Source organism: Nocardioides aurantiacus (assembly GCF_003752505.1).
GTDB lineage: Bacteria > Actinomycetota > Actinomycetes > Propionibacteriales > Nocardioidaceae > Marmoricola > Marmoricola aurantiacus.
In genome coordinates this window covers 2,662,559-2,687,073 of sequence record NZ_RKHO01000001.1, presented here as the reverse complement: position 1 = coordinate 2,687,073, position 24,515 = coordinate 2,662,559, and the positions used below count along the sequence as shown (strand labels likewise).

The window sequence follows — 24,515 nt, the reverse complement described above, 5'->3', positions numbered from 1 at the left end:
TCAGACACCCCGCACAAGAGACATGCGCTCGGGCTCAATCGACAGCCGGCGGTAGCCCTTGCAGTTCGCGCACCTGAGAAGCGTGTAGGTCAGCACGTTTGCGACGTACCGCTTACCAGTGGGCAGCGTCTCACTGGAGCCGCACCGATTGCAGACGTTCATCCGCGACTCGCCATCGACGAACAGCGCCGGATGGTTGCGGATATGCGGACGCAAGTAGTCGACCAGGCCCTGGGTCGCAATGACGTCCCCGGCGCAGTATTCGACCAAGCGCTCACGGTCCTCAACCGAACCCTCAGTGACCGCACGCTCCATCGCATGCCGGTCGTAGTGGTCGGTCTTGGTGTCGGCGAGCTTCACGATCTGGGTGAAGGCGTCGAGGCTCTTGAAGGGCGCACCGGACTTGAACTCCCGGCGCAGCACCTTGAGTGTGTCCACCGTCTTGAACGGCGGCAGCGGAGGCAGGCCACCCTCGAGGAACAGGTCGCCACGCAACCAGGGCACGTCCGCGTTGTCGATGTTGTGCCCGATGAGGATGTCGGCCTCAGACAGGATCGCGTGGACCTTGCGCAGGAACTCGGGCCGTCCGCCCTCGTCCCACTCGGCCAGGCGCGTGACCTCGTCGGAGTCGTGCCATTTCGAGCAAAAGACCGTGGTCCTCGGGTGCCGGATCACGGTCTCGTAGTGCACATACCGGTTCTTGAGATCGCCCCGGTCCCAGTAGTGCTGCTGGGTGATTCCGTCCAGGCGCTCGACGTCGAGGATGAGGATGCGGTTACGTACGCCGGGAACGATGGTCACCCTGCGCGCGATCTCGGTCAGGCTCATCGCAGCTTCTCGCCGCCTGCGCACTTACCCCGCGCATGCTTCCCGAGGACGTCCCCGTTGATGTGCAGCGGGTAGTCCTTGTCGGCAGCGAGTGCGTCCGACAGTTCGGTGTAGCGCCACGCCGGGTCAGCGAGCATCTGACGCAGAGCCGCAGCCTCATCGGAGGGCAGCTCAACGAGCGCGATGCAGACCTGGCAGCGACCGACTGGCCGCTGCTTGGCGGCTGCGAGCTGAGACAGAGCCATACCGTTGTCCTCACGTCGGCAGGAGGCATCGGCGTCCTGCGGATCGGGGTGGTGCTAGTTTTCGCCGCGAACCAGGTGGGTCTCGACGACGCGGTTGCCGCACATGGGGCAGAACGGATCAACGCACCAGTCGCCGCAGCAACGGGGCGGGAGTCGCCAGTCGGCGGGCGCGGGGGAGTTGTCGCCAACCATCACGAGGTACCTCCCGACCAGCCAGGTCGCACGGGTTGCCGGCGGCGCACGACCTGGCCGCGGGGTTCCTGCCTGCGCAACGCGACGGTCCGCGGCAGCTTCTGGTCCGAGAGGGGGGCAGGGACCTCGCCGACGAGCGAACGAGGTGAGTAAAAGCCCTGCCGTCAGGGGTCGTCAATACCACTGAAAACAGCGATTCGGGACCCCTGCCCCTTAAGTAAATCACACGCTGAGGATTTACGCCACATTCGGCGCCTTCTTGGCCCTCTCGTGCGCCCGCTGCTGCCGGGCGTTGGTCTCCAACAGGTGCCGGCGCCACAGCGAAGACCACAACACCTCACGCCGCCCAGACACGTCCTCGGTGCGCACCTCAAGGTCGTCCAGCCACGACCGCGACACCCGCTCCTGCCAGCCCTGTTCGCGCATCAACTGCATGGCGTGGGAGATCGACATCCACTTCTCGGGGACTCGTCGGAGCTGCTTGGCGTAGAAGTCGCGCACCTGTTCGTGGGTGTACTTGTTGCGGCACGACCCGCACTTCCACAGGTCGTCGTCCTTGTTGGACGACCACGCCTCCTCGACCAGCGCCGCCGACCCACAGGTGCCGCACGCTTCGGGGTGGTCCTGGGTCTCGCCGCACGCGCCGCAACCCCACAGCACGGGCTGCCGCTTGGCGTAGACCCGGATCAGGGTCCGCGGGTCGTCGCACTGCTCGTTGCCGCAGACGACACGCGACCTCTCGGAGCGGTTGCCTTCGAGGAGGATCGACTCCATCTTGGCGCGCGCCCGTGACACGTCGGCGGCGTAGGCGTCCCACTGTGTTTCGTGCTCCCAGATCCATTCGGCTACGTCCCGGTTTCGCAGGAACGTCGCCTCACTGACGAGGGTTGGTCGCCACGCTGGGTCGTCGTGCTCCATGCCCAGCTGCTGCCGGTAGTCGTCGGACCACCAGCGCAGGATCTGCTCCGGGGTCCACAGCTCGTCGGGGTCTTCGTGCTCCAGGTCGACCAACGGCTTCTCGGAGTGGTCGCCGGTTCGGAACCTGCGTGCCATCTCGTTCTGTTCGGCGGTGTCGAGCCGGTAGCCGAACGCTTCCCGGTTGGCGGTGGGGATCATCGCTGCGAGTGCTTCCCCGCCGGGCATGAGTCGGTCGCAGGCGCGGTCGATGGCGCGGTCTTCGAGCCTGCCCGCCATGTCGATGATCTTGGCGAGGTTGTCGCTGACGTCACTGATGCTGCTCATGGCTTCTCCTTGGCTGCGGGCTCTGTGGCGACCGCTGCTGCAACCTGGCGGCAGTAGAGGTCCATGACGTGGATGTAGGCGCTGAGGTCGGCCTTGGGGAACGGTCGGAACGCGGGCGGCAGTGGCGGGTTGGTGACTTGCACTCGGCTGACGAGGTGGTCGATGTAGTCCTGGACGTTCCAGCTGGGTCCGGGGATGTGTGTCATGCGTGCGCGACCTCAAGGCATGGCCTGCACGTCACCTGAGCGGTGTCGCCCGTAACCCACTCACCGAGCCCGCCGTCACAGCCGGTGCGTCCGCGGCCGGTGTCGTCGTTGACGAGCATCAGGTGAACCCGCAGCGGCTTGTGTCCGGCCGCCCGCTGCTCATCCATCAGCGCCACGGCTTCGTCTGCCAGTCGTCGACGCAGGGGCCGCCAGTTGCCAACCTCGCCCCTCACGCCCCCTCACCGCCCCGCACGCCCTCGGGCTGACTCGAGCCTTCGTCGCCGTAGTCCGTGTGGTCCAAGGTCCACACCTCGCCGGATGTCATGTCGGTGACGGTGTCGAGGTCGCAGAGGTGGCACCGGGACGCATAGAGCTCGATCCACCAGTGGCGCGGCATCTTGCCTCGGACCAACCACGGCAGCCGTGCCCGCGCGGCTTCCTCTGCTGCGAAGTCATCCAGCGTCAGGTGAGGCGAGTCGGCCCGCAATCCCTTGCAGATGGACCAGAGGGGAAAGCCCTTCTCGGTCGTCGGCTTCCGGCAGCCTTCGCACACTTCGTTCCTGGGTGGCGGGCAGATGAACACGCCGGACCGCGCGTACTCCCACGCGGTCCAAGACACCGCGCGCCCATCCCACTTGGGCGGCAGGTCGTGAGTCCGCAGGCCGTTGAGCAAGTCACCTTGCTGGCTCATCAGATCAGCCCCCTCTCGGCCGGGTCCTCAATGCCCGTGCGCTGGAACGCGCGCAGGTCGTACTCGGGGTCGATGGGCCACGCGAGGCGGGCCTTCACCCACTCCCGCTTGTGCTGGCCCTTGATGACGTGCTCACGCAGAGCGTGCCCCAGCTCGTCCAGGTCTTCCTGCCGCCACGGCTTCTCGGTCAGGAGGTCGCGATACTTCTTCCGCAGCGAGGCGTGAGCCACCTTGCGCCGCTCCGAGACCGAGACCGCCCACGAATCGTTGATCCGCCCGTTGCAGTCCGAGCAGGCCGGGACCACCGCTACGAACAGGCGAGCCGCACCGTTGGACCACGCCCGGGGCACGAGGTGGTCGCGGGTTCCGGACGGGTCGCCGCAGTAGACGCAGATCCGACTCGGGTAGTCGATGTGGGTTGGCGCATGGACGAACATGCACTCAACGTCGAGGCAGTCGTCCAGGTCGCAAGCCGTGGTGACGTAGGCCCAGATCGACACGTCACGGCCGGTCGTGGAGGCGTACTTAGCGAGCGCGGCCCGCTGGTAGAGACCTCGGGCGCCCATCCATCGGGGCGAGCGTGCCTTGTGCTGAAACTGGAACGTGGGGTGCTGCTGCGCTGGGCGCAGGGCGGGCATAGCATCTGTCACTAGTCGACTCCTCGTTAGTCGATTAGGCGCCGGCCGGAGGTACCAACTCCGCGTCCGGCGCCGTCTTGTGTTGTCCTCCGATTTTAGCACAACAGGCCGCTGACCTGCGGTTATGCACATGGCGGGCGTCACAGCTCGCGCCCACCGTCAGGCGTTGAGGCCGTCTCCGGCGAACGTCGCGCGTCTGGGGCCTGCTCGCGGACGATGCGGGCGGCAATGGTCAGGCAGTGTTGCTCAGCGTCGCTCCAGTCGCCGAACGTGTGGTTTCGCGTGACGCCCTCGACAGCAGCAGCCGCCCCCTCCAGCGCCCCCACCACAGCCGCCTCGACGCGACCCTCGACGTGGGCTTGCACGGCACGAGCGAGGTGGGTGGCCAGTTCGTTGCCGCGCTCGATGTCCAGCTCGGACAGCCTCGCCGCCAACACCTCGAGCAGCCCCGGGTCGACCTCGGGCACCGGGGCGGTCATGCTCGGGCTCCGGTGCGTGCGGCGAGGATCTTGATGACGTCACCCAGAAGGTGCGGGATCAGATTCACATCGGCCGTTCCCGTTCGTGCAAACGAGGTGCCGATGAAACGGCCCGTCATCTCGGCCACCTCGTCTTCAGTGAGGCCAGCAAGCGGGTACTCCACCAACCCCACCTCGTCGGGCGTCGGGGCAGTGGCGGCCAGCAGAGCGCGGAGGTGGGTGAGCCAGTAGTCGTCGCCCTGTTGCGCGGCCATGCGACCCAACCGCTCAACCTCCCGCAGCGTCTCGCTCATGCGCCTGCCCCCTCGGTGGTGACGTTGGGAACCGCGCACGTGATGCCCAGCCAGCACGCATCGTGCGGGCACATGTTCACCGCCGGGTCGTCCATTGCGCACGTCTTGGGTGCCAGCACCTCGTCGACTGCCCTAGCCACCTGCTCGCTCATGCGCCTGCTCCTGTCGTGTGCGTGTCTGCCGCGCCGGCCGGGTGGACGGTGCGGGTGGGGTCGGGGGTGGCGCACGTCACCAGCGCGTCGTCGACCGTGATGCGGTCGGTGCGCGGCAGCGACATTGGCGAGCGGTTGCAGCAGCCCGTCAGCGTGTCGTCGCCAGCCGGGCACTGGTGGACAACTGGGGCGGCCCGGGTGCGTGCGGCGAGGATGCGCTCGACGGCGTGAGTCAGACCCTCGGCGGTCGGGCAGGGAAGCGTTGGACACTGGTCGGTCGGACAGGCGCAGATGTACGACCCGTTGTCGAAGGGCGTCAGTTCGTCCCGCTCCTCCAGGCTGAGGCTTGCGACACCGTGCGCCTCGGGCGTCGGGGCGGTGGCGGCCAGCCCCTCGATCACCTCGCGCAGATCGTCGGCGATTCGGTTCAGGCTGGCGTACTGCCCGGCTCGGCTCGAGGTATCGGCCTCGCTCTCGATGCGCCGGACGATGGACCGCAACTGGCGCTCCCGCAGCGTCTCGCTCATGCGCCTGCCCCCTCGGTGGCTCGGTCGGCGCTGTGCTCGGGGCAGAAGTGCTCGCCCTTGTCGCCCGGCCGCGCACCAGACCAGCCCTCAGGTAGTTGCGTCTCGCTGTCGATGAGCCGACCCAAACCACCGAGCGTGTGGTCGAGTGCGTACTCGTCGCAGCCGTCCTCGTGGTCGCAGATCAACGCCGGGTAGCCGGTCTCGCTCATGCGCCTGCTCCTGTCGTGTCGGTCGCCGAGGCAACGGGGGTGGGGGTTGTGGGCCACGGCGACGGCGGGTGCTCGCTGAACTCGACGCGCATCCGGTTGCGGTAGTTGTCACCAGCCGGGCTCAGGTAGTGCTCCCAGAATTCGGCGAACATGGCCTCGTCACACATCTCGCCGTCGTCGGACGAGTCGCCGCCGTAAAAGACGCGCGCCTCCGGGAACAGCGCCTGCATCAGCCGGATCGCGCCGTAGATCGCGGGCCAGTCGCCGCGCTCGTAGCCCGGACCCCAGTAGCGGCACGTCACGTTGGCGACGACCCGCGGGCCGGTCCACTCGTAGTTCTCGCGGGCCAGCGACAGCCAGCGCACCTTGCCGTCGCTCTCGTAGCGGTCAGCGATTCCACAGCGTGCAAAGAACGCCTCCTCGGCCTGCGCTAGTCGCTCGTCGGTCGGGTTGACCTCGGCGTACAGGTTCACGTCAATTCCCACGGTCGTCCTCCTGGTTGGCGGCCCGGGTGGGCCTGGTGCGGGTGGTGGTGTCTACTGCCTCACGGACCCGCTCGGCCCACTCCATGCCGAGGCAGGTGATGGCGTCGGTGAGGGCGAGGGTGGGGGTCATCGGTGGGTCTCGGTGGTGGTCCACGTCAGGCGGTCGGCGTCTTTGCGGACCCGCTCAAGCACGGCGGGGAGCCACTCAGGCGTCTCATCCGAGTACCAGATCGACTCGTCGGCCCAGTCGACTCCGTGGCTGCCGTCCTTCTTGACCAGCGGACCAAGCAGGTGGGGCGTCTGTAGCGCAGGCCCACCGCGCTCGTGGTCGACCACCACCTCCACCCGGGAAACCTGAAATCGTCGACCCGAGCTGGTGTACGGCCATGCGCGGATCTCGCCGTCCTCAACGGTCACGGCGTACCTGGACTGCGTCGTGCGGCGGATCTCGGTGCTCATGCTTCCTCCGGTTGGTGGTCATCTGCGGGGACGGGTGTGGGGCGGGGTGCGTGGCTCATGCGGCCTCCCAGGGCTCAGGCAGGTCGTGCGGAACCCAGCGAGTCCCGTCGTCGGCGTGACGAAGCTGCGTCGGCCATGCGCGCTGGTCACGGTCGCCGCGCCACTTGGTGAGCGCCGCGTACTTGGACGCCACACCTCGCAGGCCGTAGCCGAACTCCGGCCAACCCAGCAGTGAGGAGGACCCGCGGGGCCGCAGGTCGCGCTGACCCTGCTTGCCGACCGCGTGACCCGCGTGGGCCTCCATAAGCAACGCAGCACCCCGGTCACGGATCGTGTCGAGCGCAGCCAGCATCGGTGCCGTGTCGTCGTCGGTCTGCAATGCACGCGGGACCAGCCGGTACAGCGGGCCGATGACGACGAGGTCCGGCTGGCAAGCGTCGAGCTCGCGGTGGATGCGGGCCAGGTCGCGGTCGGCGGTGATGTCGATCCGCGACGAGCAGAGCAGGTTGACGCGGTCGGGGTCACCGTTGCCCCAGCGGCGGGCGTTCTCCACCAGGCCGCGGACCCGGCGCCGCACCTGACGGACCGAGTTCTCGCAGTCGATGATCAGCACCGAGACGGGGTCGATCCGGTCCAGCCCAAACGGGTCGAGGCCAGCGGCGGGGAGGATCGCCATCTGCCGCAGCAGGTGCGACTTGCCGAGCCCTTCCTCGCCGGTCAGCATGAACCGGTCACGGCGCTCGAGCAGCCCCGGCACCAGCCAGTCCGGCTCGTCCTCCGGCTGCGACAGAACCTCGCCCAGCGTCAGCGATTCGACGTCGTCTGGGTTGCCGGTGTCGCGGATCGCAGCGAACCGGTTGGCAACGGCCGCGGCGAGGCTGGTCGCAGGCTCGCTGGTGTCGAGCGCCTGCTGGGTGGTGCGGGTCGCCTCAGTGATGAGCCGGCGACGGGTGGCCCACTCGCGGACCGTCTCGGCGTACTGCGCCACGTGGTCGGGCAGCGCGGGCCAGGTGATCAGGTCGGGCAGCAGTCGGGCTGCGGTCTCCTTGAGCGGCCCCTTGCCCTGCACCTTGGACATGAGCGCCGCAGGGTCGACCCCGGCCTCGGTGCGGTCAAGGTCGGCCATCGTGTTCCACAGCAGCTCGTGGGCCGGATCGAGGAAGTCGCGACCGGAAACGTAGCGGCGCGCTTCGTCGCGGGCGGTGCGCGTCGAGAGGCAGGCGGCGAGGGTTGAGACCTCGGCGTTGCGGTCGTAGGTCGGCCGCTCGTCGTCGCCCATCACGAGTTCATCCAGTCAGCCTGGTGCTCGGGCCACACGATCGTGCTTGGGTCGACCTCGCCACCTGGGAGGTAGTGGATGTTGCCGCCATCTGGCTCGTCGGCCCATCGTTCGGCGTTGAGCCAGGAGGAGGCGTGCGCCTGGTCGGGCGCCCGGTCCCCTCGGGCTGCCTTGTCGGCTCGAACTCGCTTCACGTAGGCGGCAGCGGCGGTGATGATCTGGTCCGCGTCCGCCTTCTTGACGGCCTTCGCCCACGCCTTCGCCGCATCGGCCCGCTTGATCTTGTAGCCGTAGGTCGCCCAGAAGTCATCGAAGCGGTCGGGGCTGTCCGACGTGTCGGACGAAGAAGACTTCTCCCCTTCTCCCCTTCTCCCCTTCTCCCCTTCTCCAAGGGTCGACATGTCCGGGAGGGCTCCGGGAGTATTCCGGGAGGGCTCCGTGATTTCTGCTTTGTCGCAGGTCGGAAGGGGGTAGCGACCCTTCGACGCCTTCTCGATGCGCTGGTGGGTGGTCCAGGCGGTGACGTGCAGAAATGGCTTGCCGTCGACCACGTAGCGGGTGATCTGACCATGGTCGGAAAGGTGCCGGAGGGCTCCGGTAACCCTCCGGGAGGACTCCCGTAGTGCCTCGTCTAGCGGGAAGAGGGCGGCTGTCACCAGCTGCTCCTTGTCGCGCCCGACGCCGTTGTCATCGACGTAGGACCACAGTCCGATGTAGACGAGGCGGGTGTGCCAGTCCATCGCTGCGACGTCCTCGGATGACCAGAACTCTGGTCGGATGGATCGGATGCGCATCAGGGAGCCACCCACTCTCGAGGGGTTCCGGCGCCGGCGTCATACCCGTAGAACAGGATCGCGTCGCAGGTGTCGCAACGGTCGGTCCAGTCCTCGTCGGGAAGAAGCTGGAAGGGCAAGGAGCAGAATTTGCAGGAGACGACCTGCTCGCCAGTGGACTCGAGATATCCGCAGTAGTCGCTGCGAACGCGGTCGATCAACTCCCTGGTCGGGACGCCGTTGGTCTTGCCTGCGTTGCAGTCCCAGCACGCAGCGACGAGATTCCATGGCTGATTGGCGCCACCCAGGTCGACAGGGACGACGTGATCGATGTGCAGTTGCTTGATGCCCATCGAGGCCGGGACGCCGCAGTAGTAGCAAGCGAAGTTGCAGCGGCGCAGAACCTCGAACCGCAGTCGGGCCCCGATAGCTTCACGATTGCTCGCCATCAGTCCTCCATCCAGCAGGCGACCCACGTGTGTCCGCAGTCGGTGCATCGGTAGTGGCATCGCCAGCCGGTATCGGTGGGCACAGCGGCGGTGGGCGTCTCGGTGTTGTGGACGCACCGCGGGCAGCCATCGAGGCGGCTCATCGCGGCAGTCAGCGGGTCACCTATGCGGGTGGCCGTGGTGGGTGGCAAACTAGGCACTGTCGACTCCTTACAGTCGATAGGAGCCTCAGCTGCGGATCGCCAAAAACGCGGCTGGGGCTCCGTTGTTTCCAACGACAGTCTAGCAGACTGATTGCCGTAAACCCGCAGGTCAGACGCCGAATTGCCTGTCATGCCGCGTCCATCGGGTTCGCCTCAGCACGCTTGGCTGCCGCTCGCTGCCTGACGATGTCGCGGTGCGCCTGGAGACAGTCCTCGCAGGCGTCCTCGCGGTTGTAGCGGTGCCGCTGGTAGGCGCTTTCGGTGCCGCACGGCGCCAACTTGGACGGGAGCTTCGCGGTGCCGATGAGCATCCCGGCCCAGGTGCCTTCGGGTGCGCCGCCGAGGTGGGAGGGCGCGTTCCTGACAGCCTGGAAGTTGTCCCAGCAGGCGGCGAACACGTGGCAGCCGTTGCAGAGCGCGCGCGCCTGGAGGTGGTCTTCCTCCTCGCGGCTGTCGAACAGTTCGTGCTGACCGGCACATGGTGGTGGCGGGCTGTTCTCGGGGGTCTTCATGCTGCTTCCTCCTGCTCGGTGTCGGCTTCGCGCTGTCGACGGGCGACGGCTTCGTGGGCGGCGATGGATGCGCGGACCTTGGGGGTGAGGTGGTGGGGGAAGGGGGCTGGGGGGTGCGGGGTGTCGGTCATGGCCTCACCTCGCCGAGCATCGTGTTGCCCGCCTGGCACCCGTTAGTCGTTAGCGGGTCGGCTGAGCACGGGTCGGGGTGCCCGTCGTGTCGCGGGCACCGACTCGTGCGGCAGTGCTCGCAGCACTCGTAGCGGAACATCGGGGACTCGAGCAGCAAGGGCTCGTTCCTCAGGGTGCGGTAGTCGAAACTCACCACGGCACCTCCTGCGGCGTCATCACGAGCCGCACGGTGTGGATCTCGCGCTCGTCGAGGTTGGGGCCGCGCTGGAAGGTCTCGGCGACGACGTACTGCGGGCCGTCGTCTGTCAGCCAGGTCGGCACCAAGCCGTCGAGAAGCGCCTTCGTCGTGGGCTGCGCGTTGCTAGCCTCGCCCTTGTCGCGCCGGACGCCCTTGGGGTAGCGGACTGTCCAGTGGACGTGCACCTGTCCCTTGACGGGCTCGAGCCGCGCGATGGTCGCGGTGGCTGCTGCGAGTTGGTGCAGGTCGCGGACGAGACGGGCGCGGTAGGGGAGGTTGACGATGTGGCGGTTGCTGGTGAGCCACAACGACTTGGGGATCTCGAAGGTGAGCTCGGTAATCATGCCGGCTCCATCCACGACGTCGGGCACGGGCAGAGGCTCACGTTGCAGGCGAGCCCGTGCCACCGATGTGGCGCGCAACCCGCACATGAGTCGCCGTAGTTGCTGCGCTGGGCGTCGGGCTTGAGGCGGCGGCGGATGAGGGAGTTCATGGCTGGTCCATCGGCAGCTCGTCACGCGTCGGCTCGTTCTTGAGGTCTTCGATCCGCACCTCGATCACCTTGCGAAGATCCGGGCCGGACGCACGCCACATGCCCCGGAGTGCGTCCAGGTCGACGCACGCGGCGACTTCCTCGGCGGTGGGCTCGGGGGGCGGCTTGGGGGTGTCGGGGAGGGGCGACACCTTGTAGGTGCCGGCGCGTCCCTGGCTGACGAGGATCGGAGCGTTCTGTACGCCGTCGATGTGGGACATCCGCGAGATCCGAGTCCCGCCCGGCGTCTCCTTGCCGAAGGTCACGCTCTCGTCGGCGAACAGCTCCACGCGCCTGCCGACCCAGTTGTCGGACTCGCGGCCCCAGCAGTGGGCGATGACGCGGCGCATGTTCTTGCCGGGCTTCCAAGGGCGATCGAACTCGGCGAGGTAGACCGAGACGGGCTGGTCGCTGCCCACTCGGACGTCGACCCCGGTGACCGTGAAGATGCGCGGCTCGCCTCCCCGGAGGTCGATGTTGTCGAGCTGGTCGCTCTTGGGGGCGAGGGTGTCGGTGATGTCGGGCATGTCAGATCACTTCCAGTTCGAAATCGATGAGAGGCGCGACGGGCCGACCCGCGACGCGTTCGTGGTAGTCGGCGACCATCGCGGCGGCGGTGGTCTCGAAGGTGCGGCAGGCGGCCTCGATGGCTGCGAACCACGCAGGGTCGGGCAGGACGCGCTTGACGTAGACGTGCATCCCGCCCGCGTACGACACGAAGTCGAGCCACTTGCGGCCTGACGCGAGTAGCCCGGCCTGGCACTGGGCCATGTAGTGAGCGGGTACGTCGTCGGTGAGGACGGTGAGCACCTGCGTCTTGGACCTGGGCGCCTTGATCTCGATCAGCCCGTCGTCTCCAACGAGGCCGTCCGGGGAGTAGCCGAGCGTCCAGCCGTCGCCGTCGTAGCGCATGAAGCCGACCTCGGCGACCTTGCCGTAGTGGGCGGCGTAGAGGTCGCGGGCGTAGGGCTCGGACCAGATGCCGCGGTTCATGTCGCGGTTCGGCGGCAGGGTCTCGCTGATGCCGGTGATGCGCTCAGCGACGAGGCTGGCCGTCAGGGTGCTCGAGGTCTCGTTGTCGGCAACCCGAGGGATAGACGGCAGCTCGCCGGCGGCCGCGGCCCGCTCGTCATGCACCTTCTTGAGAGCGGTCGGAACCTTGCGCGACAGGCTGATGCATGCGCCCACCTCGACCTTGCATGCCGGGCAGGCGACAGTCGTGGCGTCAGGCGGCCCCAGGATGATGAGGCGACCCACGACTGAGGCCGTGACGATGCCGCGACGGGCTTCGTGCCACTTCGATGTGCCCTGCTCCAGGCGGGGGTACTCAACGAGCGTCATCGGCCTTGCTCCTTCTCGTACTTGCGCTCGAAGTCCTCACGCGCGTCGGCCTTCTCGTCGACGCACTCACCGCACTCGTCGACGTGCTCGGGACAGAGGTATCGACCGTGGATGCACGCCGGCTCGTCGATGTCGATGGCCTCGCCGCACCAGCAGAACCAGGGGTCGGACCCTCGTGGGCCGTAGACGAGTCGTGTCGGCATCGGCTCACCCCCCGCCCACTCCTCCCGCGCCACGGACAGGTGGCTGCGGCGGTCGGGGTTGCGGTTCTGCTCGTCGCGCTCGGCGGCGAGGGCGTGGGACTCAGTCATCGGGACCACGCCCCATGTGCGTCTCGTTCGCCCACCGACAGCGGGGCTCGTCCACCTTCGTCTCGAAGAACCAGCTGCACCCGTCGGCGACCTTGCCCCCCACCCATCCCGCGGCGGTGGTGATCCAGGTGGGTGGTCGGCGGCGGGTCATGGCTTGGCCTCCAGCACGTTGGCGAGCGGGATGCGCTCAGTCCACGAGTAGGCGGTCTCCACCGTCACGGACTTGGCTGAGACGCGGGCGACTCGGTGCCATCCCCACCTGTCGCGGACCGCGATGGCGTCGGCGAGGTCGGCGGCGGTGAACTTGACCCGCGCTGCCTCGGCTGCCTTCTCGGCCTCGCGGTCCGCCTTCCGCTGAGCGATGTCGAGACGTGCTTGCTTGCGTCCCTCGCGCGCTTGCTCGGCCAGGTGGCGGTCGATCTCGCGGTCGAGGTTCTTGAGTCGGCCGGGGATGTTGAGCTCGCCGTGGTCGAACCTGCGCCCGCTCATGCCGCACCCCGGTCCATCCACGTCCGCACGGCCTTGTCGTCGCGCGCCTGTCGGTCACGGGCGAGGTCGTCCTTGCGCCCCCCGACCCACGCGGCGAACCGGGGGCCGTAGATCACGAGGAGGACGGCGAGTGACAGGAGGACCAGTGCGGCGCCTACGAGGTGGTCGGGGGTCATGAGAGGACCACCGCCAAGATCCAGATGCCCACCACGAGAGAAGCAAGGCCAAAGGACAGCGAAAGCAGCACTTCTCCGAAGGGTTCCGGCGAGCCCATTACCAGGTCGCAACTGACGCCGCATGCCCGCGTTCCGGTTGAGTTGGGTCCACCACATACGGGACAGATCTCGGCGCTCACTGGACAGCCCACCCGTGCAGCACGTCAGCGAGCCCAACAACCCCGTGCAGCCCGTGCTTGTCCAGCACCTCGCCGCGGGTGGGGATGTGGTGGACGGTCGAGGTGCCGTTGTGGGTGACGAGGGCGAGGTCGGGAGCCAGGCGGATCATGGGGTCACCGCCTTCATGGCGTCGACCTTGAAGCCCCAGTACCAGTTGCGACCGTCGCGGCACGGACCGAGGGCGGCGGCGACATCGTTGATGGCCTGCTGCTCGGTGGTGGCTATCGCGGTGACTGTGCGGGCCTGGTCCCAGCGCGGGTAGTAGTAGCCCTCGCGGTCGCAAGCAGTGACGCGCATCTTGAACTCGAACTCGCGCGACATCACGACACTCCCTGCGCCGTCAGCTCGCACTCGCCCGTGCCGCGTCCGTCAGCGTCGAGGGGTTCGATGGTGAGGGTGTGGTCGGCGTAGGTGCGGACCAGGACGAGGGTGTTGGCGATGCGGCCGGTGTGGAGGTGGGTGAGGGGGGTCATGCCGAAACCTGCTTGGCGCGGCCGGCACGTTCGCGCTTGAGGTGCTTAGCGTCGGCGCGACACGTCATCTCGCCTTCGATGGCGGACCAGGAAGCACTGCGGCGGTAAGCCAGCGGGTCGCGTTCGCCGTCGGTGGTGGCGCTGCCGAGGTAGTGCCCGGTGCCGCCCCACCATACGAGGACACGGCCATCGGCCTGCACCTCGCGCCTGTCGAACTTGGGAAGCTCTTTGTCCGGGATCGCGGCCAAGATGGCCTCGATCGCAGCACGCGCCTCAAGGATGTTCATTTGCGGTACCTTTCCGTTGGTAGCGAGGCCGGTTTCTGCGGGGATGTGGCAGCCGGCTTCGCTGCTGTTGTGGGGCTAGGGGTGCTGGCAGGCGACGAGCCGACCACCGCAGCAGCAGGCGTCGTGCGTCGCGTGGTTGCCCTGACGGATGACGTCGCCACACAGGCACCACGTTTTGTCCTGCCACGGGTTGTAGGTCGCGCCCGGGTGGTCAAACTCGGCGCACAGTTCGGGGCTCGGACGGTGGCGCGCGGGTTGACCGGAGACACCCAGGCCGACGACACCGAAGCCGCCAATGAGCGAGGTCGTCACGACGCCACCCGCTGCCTGAGCCGCTGCAACGCCGCCTCGGACTTGTCGGCGGCGATGAGCCAGCGGACGTCGCCGGTCTCGTCGAAGCGCTGCCACATGAGCTCGATGCGGCGGGACAGGTTCTCGGCCAGCCGGACCTCGGCGGCGCTCACGACACACCGACCCAGACGGTCAGCCACGCACCCCGCGTCGACAGCAGCGTCGACCTCACGCGCTGGTCGGTGGCGATGAGCTCGCCGCGCTTCCTGGCTGCGTCGACCCTGGCTCCGACGAGACCGCGGCTCGAGGTCGTCGGGAACTCGTCGCGGATCGTGTTCGCCGAGAAGCGCCGGCCCGACTTCGCGTGACGGGCGATCGCTGCGTCGATGGCGGCGATGACTCGGGGGTCGGCTGCGGACTCGGCCTGGTGCTGGCCGTGGGTCTTGAGGGCGAGGGGGGTGGTGGTCACGACGCCTTCTTCCGGCGACCGGTGGTGATCGACTGCTTGACCGGCACCTGGGCGTGCGAGGAGATCAGCGCCTCGACCTGCTCGTCGGTGAAGCGGATCTTGTGGCCGAGGCGGGTGTGCTCGGCACCCTCGGCCAGCTTCTGGCGGACCCACCGCTCGGACATGCCGAGCGACTTCGCCACTTGGGCCAGGGGGTGGAGCTCGGGGAGCGTCATGCGACGGACTCGCTTTCGTAGGAGATGGCGTCGACCTCGACGCCGAGGGCGGCAGCAAGGAGCGGAATGGACTCCTGGCTGGCGGGCCGTCGACCGGCCTCGATGTTGTTGAGCTGCGGCGACGAGATGTATGCCGCCGTTGCGAGCTGGCCCTGACTCATGGACTTGAGCTGGCGGATGGTCCGCAGGCCCCGGTGGAGAACCACTCTCTTACTCATAGACGTAAGGATGCACCCGACTACCGACAGGGTCAACGCCAACGCGGCAAGTTCTTGCAAATGATCGCCTTGAAACTGCCCGAAAGTGGCGCTGACCTGCGGTTCTGCTGCGAATCGGAATCTTGTGTTTCAAGCCGGATTTTCAGACTTGTCTCAGCATTTGAAAGGCACAGAACCTCGCCCTAAGCGGCAACCTGCGGCAGTCTTGGGGCATGGACAAGGCAGACCACGGCAAGCGCCTGAAAGCGGCTATGGCGTCGCATGGCGTGAGCAACGAGGCGCTGGCCGACGCCATCGACGTAGGCAAGAAGACGGTCTACAACTGGCGCGCCGGTCACACGATGCCGAGCGAGTCCGACCGCGCGAAACTGCGCGACCTGCTGGGCGCCTATGACTACGCCGGCGATCCGGTCGAGGCTGCCGTGTACCGCTCAGAGTTGAGCGAGGACCGGCAGCACGTCGTGGTGGGCTTTTATCTGCGGCAGCTTCGTGAGCAGCGGGCGGAGGAGGCGTCGTGATGGTTCACCGGTTGCCGCGCGGCCCACCAACCTCACCCCGAGGGGTGGCGTTAGCACCTTCTGTTCACCATCCGGGACAGGACACGCCGAACTCGTGCCGGTTGTCACACCTCGGTCGTTGACTCCTCTTTGGAAGTCAAGGATGAGAGTGGAGACTCGGGGATGAACGAAGGACAGCAGCACAGCACGATGGCAGTAGCGACTTGGGGCGCGTGGGGAGTGGTCGGCGCGTTGATCGTCGGCCTATGGGTATCGCTGTGGGTTGGGCACGAGCCGGTGGCTCAGGCGTGCGGGTTCACGGCGTGCGCGTCGTCAGCCGTGGCGGCGACGCTGCATATCCGGCGCTTCACGTGCCGGACGCAGACGCTGATGCGGACGCTGTTGATGCGTGACGCGGCCAGGTCAGCCGAGAGCGAGGGGCTGCACCCGGTTCGCTAGGGCGCGCTCAAGCCCCGCCGAGGCACTACGGCCCACCTCCACGCCGATCGCTGGCAGGAGGTGGCCGTAGACCTTGCGGGTCGTGAGGATCGATTCGTGGCCCAGCTGGTCCTGGACGGACTCCAGCGATTGTCCGTCGCTGATGAGCCACGACGCGTGCGTGTGGCGCAGGTCGTGGGGGCTCGGGCCTTCCCACTGGCGCTTGTTTGGTCCGTCTACCCAGTCGCCTAGGCCAGCGTCGACGCAGGCTGTCTGCCAGACGCGGTTGTAGAAGTTGGCGTGACGCACGACGAGACCGTTGGGCGTGGTGAATACGTGGTCGCGCGGCCGACGCAGGAGCGGCTGTGCTGCGGCGAGTGCTCCGGTGGCGGCGTTGACGGTGCGCCAGGACTTTGCCGACTTGGGTGGTCCGATCTCCCAGCCGCCGGGCACCTTCTTCCATGCCTGTTCGACGCGCACGGTTCCGGCCTTGAGGTCGACGTGGCGGGAGTAGAGCGCGGTGGCTTCGGACCAGCGGAGTCCGGTGCCGACCATGAACGCGGCGAGTGGCTGGTAGTGATCGGGCATGGCGTCGTAGAGGGCGCCGAACTCGTCGTGGGTGAGGAAGCGTGCCCGGTCGCGGTTGACGCCTTCCTTGGGCAGCTGCATCCGGTGGCAGGGGTTGCGTGCGATGTGGCCGTCGTAGAGCGCGAGACCCATGCAGGAGGACAGCATGTGCACGACGTTGCGGATCGTCTTCGGTGAGCGGCCTTCACGCTCGAGCCGGTTGACGATGCTGGTCACACGCCCGCGGGTGATGAGCGGCAGGGGGAGTGGGTCGAGCTCGGTGAGGTAGCGGCGTTTCTGGGCGCGGTAGTCGTCGCGGGTGCGGATGGTGACGCCGGTGAGTTGGTCGACGTAGGTCTCGAAGAACTGGGCGAAGGTGGGTCCGTCGGGTGTGCCTGCTCCTCGGTCGGCTAGCCACCTGAGCGCGTCGATGACTCCGACGTCGACCATCTTGGCGAACGTATCGGCGTCCTTCTTGCTGCGGAAGGTCTGGCTGTGTTCGGTGCCGTCGAGGCGGTAGCGGACACGGTGGGTCTTGGTGCCGTCCTTGGCGACGTACTCGCGAACCTGCCTCATGGGCTCCAGTCAACCTCATAGTCGGGGTGGCCGGCGCAGACGGTGGCCAGGTAGCGGACGGCTCTGTCTAGCCCGTAGCCGTCGCCAAGTGAGCGTCGGGTTCTGGTTCAGGTAGTCATTGAGGCGCTGCATGGCAGCCCGGTCTTCGCTGTTCGGCTGGCTCTGCATTACTCCCCCCCTTTGACGACCGAGCAGTGTTCGAGCACTACCCCGACCCGATATAGCGTCTCGATCGGCTTCGCGGTCCCGTATATGACGTCGTGCACCAGGACCAGCGCAGCCTCAACCGCGTCTTGGGCGGTGCGACGGGCGGTCAGGTTGTCGTCGCTCAAGTGGAGGTGGCGTCCGTGGCTCACGGTGCCACCGACGCGGGGTTGAGGTGGTCGCCGGGCTCAACGGTGACCGTGATGCAGACCGGGCCGCCCATCTCGTTGACCGTGGTCCGGTGTAGGTAGATCGTTCGCTGACGCACACCGCTCTCGTCTTCAACGGTCGAGTAAGCCACGAGCCCGTCGTCGGACAGTCGCATGTGGGGGTACATCAGAAGGCTGTGGCGGGTCATCACGGTCAGGGTCTCGGTCTTCATCTGGTTCGTGCGATCACTCATGGTTTGCTCCGATCTGGTGGGTCATGTGTCCGGCGTCTTCCTCCCAGGTTGCTTGCTCACCGAGGACGCGGAAGATCGGCTCCCAGTGCTCAGGGCAGACCTTGTGCATCGACCCGTCGTTGAAAAACACGGGGCCTCGCTGGTCGGCCTCATCGTTCTCACAGCCGCGAATGGCGCAGGTGTCGGGTAGCGCAAGCCATTCGTCGATGCGCCACTCACGCTGACCCGCGGGGGGAGTGAGTGCGAACGTGTGGGCGCATGGCACCTGCTCACAGACGCAGTGCGCGCTTTCCGGATGACGAACGCAGCCACGAACGTGCGCCATCGAACCCTCGCCAGGACAGCACCGGTCGGCACTCATAGTGCCTTCGCCTCGATGTTGAGCACGCGCAGGGCGGCGTAGACCGACTCGATCTTCTCGTCGGCCGCGACGTACTCCGGCGTGCCGGGCTTGTGCTTGCGGCGCTCCGCGTAGGCCGCATCCATGTCGTCGCCGAGTTCGTCGTACAGGAACCCGAGCGGCTTACGCTCACTGGTCGGTGTCATGGTTGCCCCCATCGGCAAGTAGGTTGCACCTACCTTACCACCGTCCAGGGTAAATCTGGGGAAACGGAGAACGCCCCGCAAGTCAGATTGTGCTCTGACCTGCGGGGCGTTGCGGGGTGAGTAACGGGACTTGAACCCGCGACATCCGCCACCACAAGGCGGCGCTCTACCAGCTGAGCTATACCCACCACGACGTCGGATCCTGGGGTCCGAAGCCGAGAGGCAGTCTAGACGAATCTCCCCGGCTGCTACGAATCGGCCCCGTTGCCGGTCAGCGAGCCGCCGTGGCGGCGCGCGATCTGCTTGGCCGTGGCGGAGTCGGGACCCGGGGAGGGCACGAACACGGCCTCCCGGTAGAACCGCAGCTCCTCGATGCTCTCCTGGATGTCGGCCAGGGCGCGGTGGTTGCCGCCCTTGGTCGGCGCGTTGTAGTAGGCGCGGGGGAACCAGCGACGCGAGAGCTCCTTGATCGAGGAGACGTCGACCAGCCGGTAGTGCAGGGCCTGCTCCAGCTCGGGCATGTCCCGGCTGATGAAGGCGCGGTCGGTGGCCACCGAGTTGCCGGCCAGCGGCGGCCGCGAGCCGTCGGGGCACTGCGAGCGGATGTAGGTCAGCACCGCGTCCTGGGCCTCCTCGAGCGAGACGCCGCCGGCGAGCTCGTCGAGCAGCCCCGAGGAGGTGTGCATGTCGCGGACGAACTCGACCATCTGCTCCAGCGCCGCGGCAGGGGGCTTGATCACCACGTCGACGCCCTCGCCGAGGACGTTGAGGTCGAAGTCGGTCACCAACGCCGCCACCTCGACCAGGGCGTCGTGCTCGAGGTCGAGCCCGGTCATCTCGCAGTCGATCCACACCAGTCGTTCGGTCACAACGACTCAGCCTACTCACGGGCTCGTCTCATGCTGCGTCCAGCGCCGCGACCTACGGTGGAGGACGTGCGTGGCTGGCTCGGACTCCTGGCTCGCCTCGTCGTCGGGAATGTCTGGCTGTACGCCGGCTGGCTCAAGGTCGGTGATCCCGCGGCGAGCACCACCGCCGTCCGCGCCTACCAGCTGCTGCCGCCGGACGTCGCCGACGCCGTCGGTCGGGTGCTCCCGGCCGTCGAGATCGGGGTCGGGCTGCTGCTCGTGCTGGGGTTGCTGTCCCGGATCGCGGCGGTCGTCTCCGCGCTGCTGCTCGCTGCGTTCGTGGTCGGCATCGTGTCGGTCTGGCTGCGCGGCATCCCGATCGACTGCGGCTGCTTCGGAGGGGGCGGCTACGACCCGGACGCGTTCGCGCAGTACCCCTGGGAGATCGCCCGCGACGTCGGTCTGCTGCTCGCCTCGGCCTTCGTCCTCGTCGTACGCCGCACCCGGCTCGCCCTCGACAACGTCGTCTTCCCCGCCTGACCCGACCCTGGAGGAACCCGTGCCCAGCACCCCGACCGACCTGCCCCACCGCACCAGCCGGGCCGCGCAGCTGCGCCGCGAGGCCGCCGGCCGCGAACGACGCCGGCTGCTGCTGGGCGTGGCCGCCGTCGTGGCCGTGCTGGCCGTGGTGGCCGGGGTGGTGGTCCTCAGCGGTCGGGGCGAGGAGACGCCGCCGCCGAGCGCCGTGCCCGCGCGGGCGGAGGGGGGCGCCCTCGTGCTCGGGCGGGAGGACGCGGCCCACACGGTCGTGGTCTACGAGGACTTCCTGTGTCCCTACTGCCGCGAGTTCGAGAACGGCTCGCGCGACTTCCTGCGCGCCGACGCCGCGACGGGGTCGGTGCAGGTGGAGTACCGACCCTTCCACCTGCTGCAGGACGACTACTCCGAGCGCGCGCTCAACGCCTGGGGCCTGGTGCTCGCCGACGGCACCCCGGAGCAGGCGGCCGCCTTCCACGACAAGCTCTACGACGAGCAGCCCTACGAGGCGAGCGCCAGCAAGCCCGACGACGCCCAGCTCGCCGCGTGGGCGAAGGACTCCGGGGTGCAGGACGAGGCGCTGCTCCGGCGGATCTCCGAGGGCGAGATCGACCAGCAGCTGGTCGACGCGGCGGACGCGAAGGCCGAGCAGGCCGGCGTCACCGGGACCCCCACGGTGCTGCTCGACGGCGAGCCGCTGGAGGGCTCCTCCATCAGCGACATGGTCGACTCCCTCGAACGGACCCTGGCCGGCTCGTGAGGCACTCCGGTGCCATGCTGAGCGCCATGCCCCAGGACCTCCCCACCGGTCGGCTCGACGCCTTCGTCGCCGGCCTGCCCAAGGCCGAGCTGCACGTGCACCACGTCGGGTCGGCGTCACCGCGGATCGTCGCCGAGCTGGCGCAGCGCCACCCCGGCGTCGTGCCCGCCGACCCCGACGCGCTGGCCGAGTTCTTCCGGTTCCGCGACTTCGCCCACTTCATCGAGCTCTACCTCGCCGTCGTCGACCTCGTCAGGACGCCCGAGGACGTCCGGCTGCTGACCTACGAGGTGGCCCGCGAGCTGGCCACCGGCCAGCAGGTCCGGTACGCCGAGCTCACCTGCACGCCCCACACCTCGGTGCTCGCCGGGGTGCCGATCGAGGCCTACACCGAGGCGATCGAGGACGCGCGCGTCGCGGCCGAGCGGGACTTCGGGCTGGTGCTGCGCTGGATCTACGACATCCCCGGCGAGCTGGGCGTCCCCGGCGCGGACGCCACGCTCGGCTACCTGCTCCAGCACGCGCCCGACGCGCTGGTCGCGCTCGGGCTCGGCGGCCCGGAGATCGGCGTACCCCGGCCGCAGTTCCAGCCGCACTTCGACGCCGCCCGGGCCGCCGGGTTCCACGCCATCCCGCACGCGGGGGAGACGACCGGACCGGAGACGGTGTGGGACGCACTGCGCCTGCTGGGGGCGGAGCGGGTCGGGCACGGCACCTCCGCCGCACAGGACCCGGCGCTGCTCGCGCACCTCGCCGAGCAGGGCATCCCGCTCGAGGTCTGCCCCTCCTCCAACGTCGCGACCAAGGCGGTCGCGTCGCTGGCCGAGCACCCGCTGCCGGCCTTCGTCGAGGCCGGGGTGCGGGTGACGATCAACAGCGACGACCCGTCGATGTTCGGCACCTCCCTCAACCGGGAGTACGGCATCGCCGCCGACCTGCTCCACCTCGACGAGGCGGGCGTCGCCGACCTCGCCCGGACGGCGGTGGAGGTCTCGTTCGCGCCGGACGACGTACGCCGTCGGGTGCTCGCCGAGATCGACGACCACCTGGCCGCCGGCGACGGGTCCTAGCGTTCGCGCAGGTGGACGCGGCAGCCGCCGCGGTCCAGCGGCGTCACGACCGCGACGAGCTGGGCCTTGCGGCTGCTGCGGTCACCGGCATCGACCCACGTGACGTGCTGTCCGCGGCCGAAGTCGTCCACCGCGAGGAGCGTCCAGCCGGCCGAGCCGGCGGAGCTCTTCAGCCACTCCAGAACCGCGTCCGGAGCCGCCTCGACGACGCGCTCGCCATAGTCGTGCACGACGAGGCTCCTCTCGTCGTGGGCCTGGGGCGAGCCTACTCGCCTCGCCGCGAGCCGCCCCCGGCCCGGCTCCCGACGAGGCGTGGCCCGGCGCTCGTCGAAGTGGCCTCGCGGCCGACGTGCCCCACGTGCAGGAGACCCGTCCGTTCTACACCCGCGCGCGGCAGATGTCCCGCCTGCCTGGGACCTGCCCGTGCACTGGGCGGCCCAGTCGGCACGGCAGCGGTGCGTCGCCGAGGAGGTCGTGCCGGGGGGAGCTCGCGGCCCGAGGCTGGTGTGCGGCCGCTCGGCTGGCGCAGTGGCGCCCCCGGCAGGACTCGAACCTGCGACCTAGAGATTAGAAGGCTCTTGCTCTATCCAGCTGAGCTACGGAGGCGTGATCGACGCGGGGCCGATCCGGGGTCAGTCTGCCGCAACGCCCGCCCCGGGACGTCATCGAGATCGTGGCCTCGAGCCCACGGTCCTGATGACGTCCCGGCCGGGGCAGCAGCGAGACCCGCCGCGCTCAGGCGAGCTCGCGGCCGAGGACGTCGAGGAACTCCTCGGCCATGCCGAGCTGGAGGACGAGCTTCTCGCGGCGGGCGGCGGCGTCCTCCAGGACGGCACCGAGCCGCTCGCGCGCGGCGGTGTCCGTGGGGTCGTCGCGGAGGGCCTCGAGGTCGCGCATGGCGACGGCCATCTGGTCGAGGGTGAAGCCGAGCGGCTTCATCCGGCGGATCACCAGGATCTTCTCGACGTCCGCCTCGGTGTAGAGCCGGAAGCCGCCGTCGGTGCGCCCGGACGGCCGCAGCAGGCCGACGTCGTCCCAGTGCCGCAGGCTGCGCAGGGACAGCTCGGTGCGTGCGGCCACCTCGCCGATGTGCATCACGTCGCCTCCCGGTCACTCGATTTCAAACCTCACGCAACGTGAGGGTAGGGTCGGGGTCAGTCTTTGCCGGCCACGACGCCGGCTCGCGCGGTCACCGCGCCGGCCCATCCTCTCCCGATCCCTTCCCGAGTCACTCCCCGCCCACGCACCCGTCCGCGCGCCGTACGCCGCGGACGTCGAACGGAGCCCGCCCGTGAGCACGCCCGCCCCCGCCCTGCACCAAGCCCCCGACGACACCCCGACCGTCCGCGCCGCCCTGCGCTCGCCCCGGTTGCTGCGCACCGAGGTGCTGGCCGGCCTGGTCGTGGCCCTGGCGCTGATCCCCGAGGCGATCTCGTTCTCGATCATCGCCGGCGTCGACCCCCGCATCGGCCTGTTCGCCTCCTTCACGATGGCGGTCTCGATCTCCTTCCTCGGCGGGCGACCGGCGATGATCTCGGCCGCGACGGGCGCCGTCGCGCTGGTCATCGCGCCGGTGATGCGCGAGTACGGCTACGACTACCTGATCGCCACGGTGCTGCTCGGCGGGGTGATCCAGGTCGTCCTCGGCCTGGCCGGCGTGGCGCGCCTGATGCGCTTCGTCCCGCGCTCGGTGATGGTCGGCTTCGTCAACGCGCTGGCGATCCTGATCTTCCTGGCCCAGGTGCCCTACATGGTCGACGTGCCGTGGCTGGTCTACCCGATGATCGCCGTCGGCATCGCCGTCATGGTCGGGCTGCCCAGGGTCACGCAGATCGTCCCGGCGCCCCTGGTGGCCATCGTCGCCCTGACGGCGTTCACCGTGCTCGCCTCGCTGACCGTGCCCGACGTCGGCGACGAGGGCGAGCTGCCCGACAGCCTGCCCGCACTGTTCTTCCCCGACGTGCCGCTGTCGTGGGCGACGCTGCAGGTCATCGCCCCCTACGCCCTGGCCATGGCGCTGGTCGGACTCCTCGAGTCGCTGCTGACGGCCAAGCTCGTCGACGACGTCACCGACACCCACTCCGAGAAGACCCGCGAGGCCTGGGGCCAGGGCGCCTCCAACGTGATCACCGGGTTCTTCGGCGGCATGGGCGGCTGCGCCATGATCGGCCAGACCCTCATCAACGTGAAGGCCTCCGGCGCCCGCACCCGCATCTCCACGTTCCTCGCCGGCGTGTTCCTGCTGATCCTGGTCGTCGGGTTCGGCGACGTGGTCGCGATCATCCCGATGGCTGCCCTGGTGGCGGTGATGATCATGGTCTCGGTCGGCACCTTCGACTGGCACAGCATCCAGCCCGCGACCCTGCGCCGCATGCCCAAGTCGGAGACCACCGTCATGCTGGCCACCGTCGTGGTCACCGTCACCACCCACAACCTCGCCATCGGCGTGGTCGTCGGCGTCCTCGTCGCCATGACCCTCTTCGCCCGCCGGGTCGCGCACCTGACCGAGACCCACCGCGAGGTCGTCGAGAGCGCCGACGGCACGACCACGGCCGTCTACACCGTCACCGGCGAGCTGTTCTTCGCCTCCAGCAACGACCTCTACACCCAGTTCGAGTACGCCGCCGACCCCGACCGCGTCGTCATCGACCTGTCCGGCGCGCACGTCTGGGACGCCTCCACCGTGGCGTCGCTGGACGCCATCACCACCAAGTACGCCCGCAAGCACAAGCACGTCGAGATCGTCGGGCTGGACGGCGCCAGCGCCGAGCGGCACGGTCGTCTCACCGGGCGGCTGCCGAGCCACTGAGCCGGGA

General features: G+C 68.5%; 47 protein-coding genes and 2 tRNA genes. 5 read left to right on the top strand and 44 right to left on the bottom strand.

Features of this window, described 5'->3' with window-relative positions:
* The 35 genes from EDD33_RS12940 to EDD33_RS12800 all read right to left on the bottom strand — a co-directional run bounded on the left by EDD33_RS12940 (position 1) and on the right by EDD33_RS12800 (position 15,253).
* Complete coding sequence (locus EDD33_RS12940) at positions 1 to 828, bottom strand: 3'-5' exonuclease family protein (RefSeq protein WP_123391361.1); 828 nt, start codon at positions 826 to 828, stop codon at positions 1 to 3.
* On the bottom strand, positions 825 to 1,073 hold the full coding sequence (locus tag EDD33_RS12935; protein WP_123391360.1) for a hypothetical protein: 249 nt from the start codon (positions 1,071 to 1,073) through the stop codon (positions 825 to 827). Before EDD33_RS12935 ends, EDD33_RS12940 begins: the two co-directional genes overlap by 4 nt.
* Before the next feature lie 429 nt (positions 1,074 to 1,502).
* Positions 1,503 to 2,459, bottom strand: a complete 957-nt coding sequence (locus tag EDD33_RS12930) for a hypothetical protein (RefSeq protein ID WP_148077078.1) — start codon at positions 2,457 to 2,459, stop codon at positions 1,503 to 1,505.
* Positions 2,460 to 2,503: 44 nt separating this feature from the next.
* Positions 2,504 to 2,713 carry a hypothetical protein gene (locus EDD33_RS12925; RefSeq protein WP_123391357.1) on the bottom strand — a complete coding sequence of 70 codons (210 nt, stop codon included), beginning with the start codon at positions 2,711 to 2,713 and terminating at the stop codon, positions 2,504 to 2,506.
* Positions 2,710 to 2,889 (bottom strand): hypothetical protein, encoded by a 180-nt coding sequence (locus tag EDD33_RS12920; protein ID WP_123391356.1) that lies wholly within the window; start codon positions 2,887 to 2,889, stop codon positions 2,710 to 2,712. The genes EDD33_RS12925 and EDD33_RS12920 overlap by 4 nt, the downstream gene beginning before the upstream one ends.
* Before the next feature lie 53 nt (positions 2,890 to 2,942).
* Positions 2,943 to 3,404: a hypothetical protein gene (locus tag EDD33_RS12915; protein WP_123391355.1), complete on the bottom strand. Its 462-nt coding sequence runs from the start codon at positions 3,402 to 3,404 to the stop codon at positions 2,943 to 2,945.
* Complete coding sequence (locus EDD33_RS12910; RefSeq protein WP_123391354.1) at positions 3,404 to 4,042, bottom strand: HNH endonuclease; 639 nt, start codon at positions 4,040 to 4,042, stop codon at positions 3,404 to 3,406. The genes EDD33_RS12915 and EDD33_RS12910 overlap by 1 nt, the downstream gene beginning before the upstream one ends.
* Before the next feature lie 140 nt (positions 4,043 to 4,182).
* A complete protein-coding gene (locus EDD33_RS12905) occupies positions 4,183 to 4,521 on the bottom strand; it encodes a hypothetical protein (protein WP_123391353.1) in 339 nt (112 codons plus the stop codon).
* A complete protein-coding gene (locus EDD33_RS12900; RefSeq protein WP_123391352.1) occupies positions 4,518 to 4,814 on the bottom strand; it encodes a hypothetical protein in 297 nt (98 codons plus the stop codon). The genes EDD33_RS12905 and EDD33_RS12900 overlap by 4 nt, the downstream gene beginning before the upstream one ends.
* On the bottom strand, positions 4,811 to 4,966 hold the full coding sequence (locus tag EDD33_RS20065; protein WP_170169811.1) for a hypothetical protein: 156 nt from the start codon (positions 4,964 to 4,966) through the stop codon (positions 4,811 to 4,813). The genes EDD33_RS12900 and EDD33_RS20065 overlap by 4 nt, the downstream gene beginning before the upstream one ends.
* The gene (locus tag EDD33_RS12895) at positions 4,963 to 5,493 is read right to left on the bottom strand and encodes a hypothetical protein (RefSeq protein ID WP_123391350.1); all 531 of its coding nucleotides are present in this window, start codon (positions 5,491 to 5,493) and stop codon (positions 4,963 to 4,965) included. The genes EDD33_RS20065 and EDD33_RS12895 overlap by 4 nt, the downstream gene beginning before the upstream one ends.
* Positions 5,490 to 5,702, bottom strand: coding sequence for a hypothetical protein (locus tag EDD33_RS12890; protein ID WP_123391349.1), 213 nt, complete (start codon positions 5,700 to 5,702; stop codon positions 5,490 to 5,492). The genes EDD33_RS12895 and EDD33_RS12890 overlap by 4 nt, the downstream gene beginning before the upstream one ends.
* Positions 5,699 to 6,187, bottom strand: a complete 489-nt coding sequence (locus EDD33_RS12885; RefSeq protein ID WP_148077077.1) for a hypothetical protein — start codon at positions 6,185 to 6,187, stop codon at positions 5,699 to 5,701. Before EDD33_RS12885 ends, EDD33_RS12890 begins: the two co-directional genes overlap by 4 nt.
* A complete protein-coding gene (locus EDD33_RS20060; protein ID WP_170169810.1) occupies positions 6,177 to 6,317 on the bottom strand; it encodes a hypothetical protein in 141 nt (46 codons plus the stop codon). Before EDD33_RS20060 ends, EDD33_RS12885 begins: the two co-directional genes overlap by 11 nt.
* A complete protein-coding gene (locus tag EDD33_RS12880) occupies positions 6,314 to 6,646 on the bottom strand; it encodes a hypothetical protein (RefSeq protein ID WP_123391347.1) in 333 nt (110 codons plus the stop codon). The genes EDD33_RS20060 and EDD33_RS12880 overlap by 4 nt, the downstream gene beginning before the upstream one ends.
* 55 nt (positions 6,647 to 6,701) lie before the next feature.
* Positions 6,702 to 7,925: an AAA family ATPase gene (locus EDD33_RS12875; RefSeq protein WP_123391346.1), complete on the bottom strand. Its 1,224-nt coding sequence runs from the start codon at positions 7,923 to 7,925 to the stop codon at positions 6,702 to 6,704.
* A complete protein-coding gene (locus EDD33_RS12870; protein ID WP_123391344.1) occupies positions 7,925 to 8,665 on the bottom strand; it encodes a hypothetical protein in 741 nt (246 codons plus the stop codon). Before EDD33_RS12870 ends, EDD33_RS12875 begins: the two co-directional genes overlap by 1 nt.
* Before the next feature lie 53 nt (positions 8,666 to 8,718).
* The gene (locus tag EDD33_RS12865) at positions 8,719 to 9,174 is read right to left on the bottom strand and encodes an HNH endonuclease (RefSeq protein ID WP_170169809.1); all 456 of its coding nucleotides are present in this window, start codon (positions 9,172 to 9,174) and stop codon (positions 8,719 to 8,721) included.
* 304 nt (positions 9,175 to 9,478) lie between these two features.
* A complete protein-coding gene (locus EDD33_RS12860) occupies positions 9,479 to 9,862 on the bottom strand; it encodes a WhiB family transcriptional regulator (RefSeq protein WP_123391342.1) in 384 nt (127 codons plus the stop codon).
* Entirely contained in the window at positions 9,859 to 9,993 is a 135-nt protein-coding gene (locus tag EDD33_RS20700; protein ID WP_281274164.1) for a hypothetical protein, read from the bottom strand. The genes EDD33_RS12860 and EDD33_RS20700 overlap by 4 nt, the downstream gene beginning before the upstream one ends.
* A gap of 190 nt (positions 9,994 to 10,183) precedes the next feature.
* Positions 10,184 to 10,603: a hypothetical protein gene (locus EDD33_RS12850; protein ID WP_148077076.1), complete on the bottom strand. Its 420-nt coding sequence runs from the start codon at positions 10,601 to 10,603 to the stop codon at positions 10,184 to 10,186.
* Between the two features lie 118 nt (positions 10,604 to 10,721).
* Positions 10,722 to 11,291: a hypothetical protein gene (locus tag EDD33_RS12845; RefSeq protein ID WP_123391337.1), complete on the bottom strand. Its 570-nt coding sequence runs from the start codon at positions 11,289 to 11,291 to the stop codon at positions 10,722 to 10,724.
* Position 11,292: 1 nt separating this feature from the next.
* A complete protein-coding gene (locus tag EDD33_RS12840) occupies positions 11,293 to 12,105 on the bottom strand; it encodes a lambda exonuclease family protein (protein ID WP_123391336.1) in 813 nt (270 codons plus the stop codon).
* On the bottom strand, positions 12,102 to 12,416 hold the full coding sequence (locus EDD33_RS12835) for a hypothetical protein (RefSeq protein WP_123391335.1): 315 nt from the start codon (positions 12,414 to 12,416) through the stop codon (positions 12,102 to 12,104). The genes EDD33_RS12840 and EDD33_RS12835 overlap by 4 nt, the downstream gene beginning before the upstream one ends.
* 147 nt (positions 12,417 to 12,563) lie before the next feature.
* Positions 12,564 to 12,905, bottom strand: coding sequence for a hypothetical protein (locus tag EDD33_RS12830; protein WP_123391334.1), 342 nt, complete (start codon positions 12,903 to 12,905; stop codon positions 12,564 to 12,566).
* On the bottom strand, positions 12,902 to 13,081 hold the full coding sequence (locus EDD33_RS12825; protein ID WP_123391333.1) for a hypothetical protein: 180 nt from the start codon (positions 13,079 to 13,081) through the stop codon (positions 12,902 to 12,904). Before EDD33_RS12825 ends, EDD33_RS12830 begins: the two co-directional genes overlap by 4 nt.
* A 175-nt stretch (positions 13,082 to 13,256) precedes the next feature.
* Positions 13,257 to 13,409 (bottom strand): hypothetical protein, encoded by a 153-nt coding sequence (locus EDD33_RS20055; protein ID WP_170169808.1) that lies wholly within the window; start codon positions 13,407 to 13,409, stop codon positions 13,257 to 13,259.
* Positions 13,406 to 13,621, bottom strand: coding sequence for a hypothetical protein (locus tag EDD33_RS12820; RefSeq protein WP_123391332.1), 216 nt, complete (start codon positions 13,619 to 13,621; stop codon positions 13,406 to 13,408). The genes EDD33_RS20055 and EDD33_RS12820 overlap by 4 nt, the downstream gene beginning before the upstream one ends.
* Entirely contained in the window at positions 13,621 to 13,773 is a 153-nt protein-coding gene (locus tag EDD33_RS20050; RefSeq protein WP_170169807.1) for a hypothetical protein, read from the bottom strand. Before EDD33_RS20050 ends, EDD33_RS12820 begins: the two co-directional genes overlap by 1 nt.
* Positions 13,770 to 14,060, bottom strand: a complete 291-nt coding sequence (locus EDD33_RS12815) for a hypothetical protein (RefSeq protein ID WP_123391331.1) — start codon at positions 14,058 to 14,060, stop codon at positions 13,770 to 13,772. Before EDD33_RS12815 ends, EDD33_RS20050 begins: the two co-directional genes overlap by 4 nt.
* 75 nt (positions 14,061 to 14,135) lie before the next feature.
* Entirely contained in the window at positions 14,136 to 14,372 is a 237-nt protein-coding gene (locus EDD33_RS19790) for a hypothetical protein (RefSeq protein ID WP_148077075.1), read from the bottom strand.
* Positions 14,369 to 14,524 carry a hypothetical protein gene (locus tag EDD33_RS20045; protein WP_170169806.1) on the bottom strand — a complete coding sequence of 52 codons (156 nt, stop codon included), beginning with the start codon at positions 14,522 to 14,524 and terminating at the stop codon, positions 14,369 to 14,371. Before EDD33_RS20045 ends, EDD33_RS19790 begins: the two co-directional genes overlap by 4 nt.
* Positions 14,521 to 14,820: a hypothetical protein gene (locus tag EDD33_RS12810; protein WP_123391329.1), complete on the bottom strand. Its 300-nt coding sequence runs from the start codon at positions 14,818 to 14,820 to the stop codon at positions 14,521 to 14,523. The genes EDD33_RS20045 and EDD33_RS12810 overlap by 4 nt, the downstream gene beginning before the upstream one ends.
* Positions 14,817 to 15,035 carry a hypothetical protein gene (locus EDD33_RS12805; RefSeq protein ID WP_123391327.1) on the bottom strand — a complete coding sequence of 73 codons (219 nt, stop codon included), beginning with the start codon at positions 15,033 to 15,035 and terminating at the stop codon, positions 14,817 to 14,819. Before EDD33_RS12805 ends, EDD33_RS12810 begins: the two co-directional genes overlap by 4 nt.
* On the bottom strand, positions 15,032 to 15,253 hold the full coding sequence (locus EDD33_RS12800) for a helix-turn-helix domain-containing protein (protein WP_148077074.1): 222 nt from the start codon (positions 15,251 to 15,253) through the stop codon (positions 15,032 to 15,034). The genes EDD33_RS12805 and EDD33_RS12800 overlap by 4 nt, the downstream gene beginning before the upstream one ends.
* Before the next feature lie 212 nt (positions 15,254 to 15,465).
* Between EDD33_RS12800 and EDD33_RS12795 the strand changes: the two genes are divergently transcribed.
* Positions 15,466 to 15,771, top strand: coding sequence for a helix-turn-helix domain-containing protein (locus EDD33_RS12795; protein ID WP_123391323.1), 306 nt, complete (start codon positions 15,466 to 15,468; stop codon positions 15,769 to 15,771).
* 402 nt (positions 15,772 to 16,173) lie between these two features.
* Here EDD33_RS12795 and EDD33_RS12785 read toward each other — a convergent pair whose 3' ends face one another.
* The 6 genes from EDD33_RS12785 to orn all read right to left on the bottom strand — a co-directional run bounded on the left by EDD33_RS12785 (position 16,174) and on the right by orn (position 19,353).
* The gene (locus EDD33_RS12785) at positions 16,174 to 17,331 is read right to left on the bottom strand and encodes a tyrosine-type recombinase/integrase (protein ID WP_123391320.1); all 1,158 of its coding nucleotides are present in this window, start codon (positions 17,329 to 17,331) and stop codon (positions 16,174 to 16,176) included.
* A 352-nt stretch (positions 17,332 to 17,683) separates the two neighbouring features.
* On the bottom strand, positions 17,684 to 17,917 hold the full coding sequence (locus tag EDD33_RS12775) for a hypothetical protein (RefSeq protein ID WP_123391316.1): 234 nt from the start codon (positions 17,915 to 17,917) through the stop codon (positions 17,684 to 17,686).
* Positions 17,918 to 17,930: 13 nt separating this feature from the next.
* Positions 17,931 to 18,299, bottom strand: a complete 369-nt coding sequence (locus tag EDD33_RS19785; RefSeq protein ID WP_148077073.1) for a hypothetical protein — start codon at positions 18,297 to 18,299, stop codon at positions 17,931 to 17,933.
* Positions 18,296 to 18,484 carry a hypothetical protein gene (locus EDD33_RS12770; protein WP_123391404.1) on the bottom strand — a complete coding sequence of 63 codons (189 nt, stop codon included), beginning with the start codon at positions 18,482 to 18,484 and terminating at the stop codon, positions 18,296 to 18,298. The genes EDD33_RS19785 and EDD33_RS12770 overlap by 4 nt, the downstream gene beginning before the upstream one ends.
* A gap of 115 nt (positions 18,485 to 18,599) precedes the next feature.
* A tRNA-His gene (locus EDD33_RS12765) sits at positions 18,600 to 18,672 on the bottom strand.
* A gap of 60 nt (positions 18,673 to 18,732) precedes the next feature.
* Complete coding sequence (gene orn / locus EDD33_RS12760) at positions 18,733 to 19,353, bottom strand: oligoribonuclease (protein WP_123391312.1); 621 nt, start codon at positions 19,351 to 19,353, stop codon at positions 18,733 to 18,735.
* A gap of 66 nt (positions 19,354 to 19,419) precedes the next feature.
* On the opposite strand from orn, the gene EDD33_RS20040 reads away from it, so the two are divergent.
* Genes EDD33_RS20040 through EDD33_RS12745 form a run of 3 tightly spaced genes read left to right on the top strand, consistent with a single transcriptional unit; the run spans position 19,420 to position 21,699 of the window.
* Entirely contained in the window at positions 19,420 to 19,872 is a 453-nt protein-coding gene (locus tag EDD33_RS20040; RefSeq protein WP_246003506.1) for a MauE/DoxX family redox-associated membrane protein, read from the top strand.
* A gap of 19 nt (positions 19,873 to 19,891) precedes the next feature.
* The gene (locus tag EDD33_RS12750; RefSeq protein ID WP_170169805.1) at positions 19,892 to 20,629 is read left to right on the top strand and encodes a DsbA family protein; all 738 of its coding nucleotides are present in this window, start codon (positions 19,892 to 19,894) and stop codon (positions 20,627 to 20,629) included.
* A gap of 26 nt (positions 20,630 to 20,655) precedes the next feature.
* Positions 20,656 to 21,699 (top strand): adenosine deaminase, encoded by a 1,044-nt coding sequence (locus EDD33_RS12745; protein WP_123393404.1) that lies wholly within the window; start codon positions 20,656 to 20,658, stop codon positions 21,697 to 21,699.
* On the opposite strand, the gene EDD33_RS12740 is transcribed toward EDD33_RS12745, so the two are convergent.
* The 3 genes from EDD33_RS12740 to EDD33_RS12730 all read right to left on the bottom strand — a co-directional run bounded on the left by EDD33_RS12740 (position 21,696) and on the right by EDD33_RS12730 (position 22,794).
* Complete coding sequence (locus EDD33_RS12740) at positions 21,696 to 21,929, bottom strand: hypothetical protein (protein WP_123391308.1); 234 nt, start codon at positions 21,927 to 21,929, stop codon at positions 21,696 to 21,698. The genes EDD33_RS12745 and EDD33_RS12740 overlap by 4 nt on opposite strands.
* A gap of 299 nt (positions 21,930 to 22,228) precedes the next feature.
* A tRNA-Arg gene (locus EDD33_RS12735) sits at positions 22,229 to 22,305 on the bottom strand.
* 129 nt (positions 22,306 to 22,434) lie between these two features.
* On the bottom strand, positions 22,435 to 22,794 hold the full coding sequence (locus EDD33_RS12730) for a MerR family transcriptional regulator (protein WP_123393402.1): 360 nt from the start codon (positions 22,792 to 22,794) through the stop codon (positions 22,435 to 22,437).
* A 196-nt stretch (positions 22,795 to 22,990) separates the two neighbouring features.
* On the opposite strand from EDD33_RS12730, the gene EDD33_RS12725 reads away from it, so the two are divergent.
* On the top strand, positions 22,991 to 24,508 hold the full coding sequence (locus tag EDD33_RS12725) for a SulP family inorganic anion transporter (RefSeq protein ID WP_123391306.1): 1,518 nt from the start codon (positions 22,991 to 22,993) through the stop codon (positions 24,506 to 24,508).
* Positions 24,509 to 24,515 lie beyond the last annotated feature (7 nt).